This window comes from Desulfovibrio sp. 1188_IL3213, from assembly GCF_036763145.1.
Classification (GTDB): domain Bacteria; phylum Desulfobacterota; class Desulfovibrionia; order Desulfovibrionales; family Desulfovibrionaceae; genus Desulfovibrio.
In genome coordinates, this window is sequence record NZ_JBAIYR010000274.1 from 1 (window position 1) to 3,166 (window position 3,166).

Here is a 3,166-nt window from a genome sequence, read left to right on the forward strand (position 1 = left end):
CACGGCCAGCACGTCGGGCCTGAAGGAGGCCAGTTCGGCCTGGGCTTCGGCTCCCTTGAGGCTGGCGGGCTGGCATACGGGAATGCCCAGTTCCAGAGCAAGTTTTTTCACGGCGGACATGGCAAGCTTTTGGCCGCGCCCCGCCGGACGGTCAGGCTGCGTGTATACAGCGACAATATGGGCGCGCGGCCAGGCCGCCAGCCTTTTCAGACTGGCGGCCGCAAAGCCGGGAGTACCCATAAACACTATACGGCAGTCTTTTTCTTGAGCCATTTTTTAACCTTGCTGTCATACAGGCTGCGCCGCAGGCGGCTCACCTTGTCAATAAACAGTATGCCGTCGAGATGATCGTATTCGTGCTGCATGACAATGGCGGCAAAGTCTTCCAGATCTTCTTCAATGACATTGCCGTCAAGATCAGTGGCGCTCAAGTGCGCCTTGCTCATGCGCTTTACGTCCGCACGGTAGTTCATCGGCACGGAAAGGCAGCCTTCCTGCTCGCTGACGATCTCCTCACCGGAGAGCGTCAGCACCGGATTGATGAGCACCCGGGGGTTGCGCTCATCTTTCTGGGCAGAAGGGTCCATAACCAGCATGCGTATATTGCGCCCCACCTGAGGCGCGGCAAGTCCCACGCCCGGGGCCTCATACATGGTTTCGAGCATGTCCGCTGCAAGCTGGCGGATTTCATCCGTCACTTCCGCAACAGGCTCGCACACCTCTTTGAGGCGCGGATCAGGATAGGTAACAATATCAAGAATCATAGCTGCTTCCTTGTGCTCAAAGCCTGACGGCCGGTGGGCGTTGCCTATTCCGCCTTTTCAGCCGTTGCGGGCTTGTCGGTCTTGCCTTTTTCACCGGGCTGCTCACGCAGGCGCAGGCCAAGCTCCCGCAACTGCTTGGCTGCCACGGGCGAAGGCGCGTCCGTCATGAGGCAGGTGGCTTTTTGCGTTTTGGGGAAGGCGATAACGTCGCGAATACTGTTGGCCCCTGACAGCAACATGATAAGACGGTCAAGACCGAAGGCAAGGCCGCCGTGCGGCGGCGCGCCGTGCTCCAGCGCCTGAATAAGGAAGCCGAACTGGCTTTCGGCCTGCTCGGGGGTAAAGCCAAGGGCCTCGAACATACGGCGCTGCACTTCGCCGGAATGGATACGGATGGAGCCGCCGCCCACCTCGCTGCCGTTGAGCACCATGTCATAGGCGCGGGCGCGGGCGCGGGCGGGGTCGCTGGTCATGATGTCCATATGACCGGGAGCCGGTGAGGTAAAGGGATGGTGGCAGGCCACATAGCGCTTTTCTTCCTCATCGTACTCATACAGCGGGAAGTCGGTAACCCAGAGGAAGTTAAAGGTATTTTCAGGTATCAGGTGCATATGGTTAGCCAGATGCACGCGCAGGTTGCCCAGCGCCGCATTGACCATGCCCGGCTCTCCCGCCTGGAAAAAGACGATATCTCCCACCTGAAGATCCAGCGCCGCGGCAATGCCCTTGCGTTCTTCATCGGAAAGGAACTTGGCAATGGGCGACTGCCATTCGTCGGCCTTGATCTTGATCCAGGCCAGCCCCTGCGCGCCGTATATTTTCACAAATTCGGTAAAGGCGTCTATTTCCTTGCGGGTCATGCTTTCGCCGCCGGGAACCCTCATGCCCTTGACCAGAGGGGCCGTGGCAAACAGCTTGAAGCCAGAACCGCGCACAATTTCGGTAATGTCCACAAGCTCCAGACCGAAACGGGTATCGGGCTTGTCCACGCCGTAGCGGGCCATGGCTTCGTCCCAGGGCATGCGCGGGAACGGCAGGCAAAGCTCCTTGCCCATGACGTCCTTGAACACGCGGGCCATAAGCCTTTCAGCCATGCTCATGACAGTTTCTTCGTCCGCAAAGCTCATTTCAATGTCCACCTGGGTGAACTCGGGCTGGCGGTCGGCGCGCAAGTCTTCGTCGCGGAAGCAGCGCACTATCTGGAAATAGCGGTCCATGCCCGCCACCATGAGCAGTTGCTTGAACAGCTGCGGCGACTGCGGCAGGGCATAAAATTCGCCGGCATTGAGACGGCTGGGAACCAGAAAATCGCGCGCGCCTTCGGGCGTGGACTTGGTGAGCACCGGGGTTTCCACTTCCACAAAGCCGTCCTCATCCAGGTGGCGGCGTATGCACTGGGCCACCTTGTGGCGCAGGCGCAGGTTGTCCTGCATGCGGGGACGACGCAGGTCAAGGTAGCGCCAGGCAAGGCGCAGGTTCTCGCCCGCATCACAACGGTTTTCAATGGCAAAGGGCGGGGTTTTGGAAGTATTGAGCAGCTTCCATTCCGTAACCACTACCTCGATTTCGCCGGTGATCATGTTGGGGTTCACCATGCCTTCGGGGCGCGGGCGCACCACGCCCTTGATGGCAAGCACGTACTCCGAACGCAGAATGTGCGCGTTCTTGTGTGCTTCCGGGGCGGCATCGGGGCTGAAGACCACCTGGGTAAGACCCGAACGGTCGCGCAGGTCCACAAAGATAAGACCGCCGTGGTCGCGCCGGTACTGCACCCAGCCCATGAGGCAGACTTCCTGCCCGTTGTTGGCAAGGGTCAGCTCACCGCAGGTCTGGCTGCGATGCCAGTCCCCAAGGCCGGTGATGTACTTCTGGTGTTCCTGCTGCACGTCCTGGCCCTGCGCGGCTGCCTGGGCCGTCTGCTCTGCCATCTGGCTTTCTTCAGTCATGTTAGTTGGTTCCCGTTTGCAAAATGTGTAGTGCCTGGGCTTGCGGCACAGTGGCCTGTTCTCCGCTTTCCAGATTTTTTACAACCACAGTGTTCTGGGCCGCTTCGTCCGGTCCCATGATGAGGCAATAACGCGCGCCGGACTTGCCGGCCTGACGCATAAGGCTTTTAAAGCCCGCCTCGCTGAAATTCATTTCGCCCCGCAGGCCCGCAGCGCGCAACGTTTGCGTCAGCGCATAGCCCTGCGCCCTGCTTTGCGCATCCATACCCACAAGATAGAAGTCCGCCGGAACAGCGTCCCCGGCTCCCATCATGAGGGCCAGGCGCTCCATCGGAGGTATAGCAGGACTCGCACGCAATTTGAAAATGGATATCCTGCTTTTCGTCAGCGTTGATAGTACAGACAAGGCATTCCACGTTATCGCTCCCGCATGCGGGGCAGGGCTTCAGTTCTGGC

At 59.7% G+C, this 3,166-nt stretch carries 4 protein-coding genes; all 4 read right to left on the minus strand.

The window, feature by feature from the left end:
* On the minus strand, positions 1-273 hold a 273-nt coding region (locus V6C16_RS10115; protein WP_333535452.1), incomplete at its 3' end, for a formyltransferase family protein.
* Complete coding sequence (gene def, locus V6C16_RS10120) at positions 246-764, minus strand: peptide deformylase (protein ID WP_333535453.1); 519 nt, start codon at positions 762-764, stop codon at positions 246-248. The genes V6C16_RS10115 and def, both read right to left, overlap by 28 nt.
* A gap of 44 nt (positions 765-808) precedes the next feature.
* Complete coding sequence (gene aspS / locus V6C16_RS10125; RefSeq protein WP_333535455.1) at positions 809-2,710, minus strand: aspartate--tRNA ligase; 1,902 nt, start codon at positions 2,708-2,710, stop codon at positions 809-811.
* A gap of 1 nt (position 2,711) precedes the next feature.
* Positions 2,712-3,023: a His/Gly/Thr/Pro-type tRNA ligase C-terminal domain-containing protein gene (locus V6C16_RS10130; protein WP_333543134.1), complete on the minus strand. Its 312-nt coding sequence runs from the start codon at positions 3,021-3,023 to the stop codon at positions 2,712-2,714.
* Positions 3,024-3,166: the final 143 nt, after the last annotated feature.

Coding starts and splice junctions, on each gene's coding strand:
- def (WP_333535453.1), bottom strand. CDS start 764: ATGATTCTTGATATTGTTACCTATCCTGATCCGCGCCTCAAAGAGGTG.
- aspS (WP_333535455.1), bottom strand. CDS start 2,710: ATGACTGAAGAAAGCCAGATGGCAGAGCAGACGGCCCAGGCAGCCGCG.
- V6C16_RS10130 (WP_333543134.1), bottom strand. CDS start 3,023: ATGATGGGAGCCGGGGACGCTGTTCCGGCGGACTTCTATCTTGTGGGT.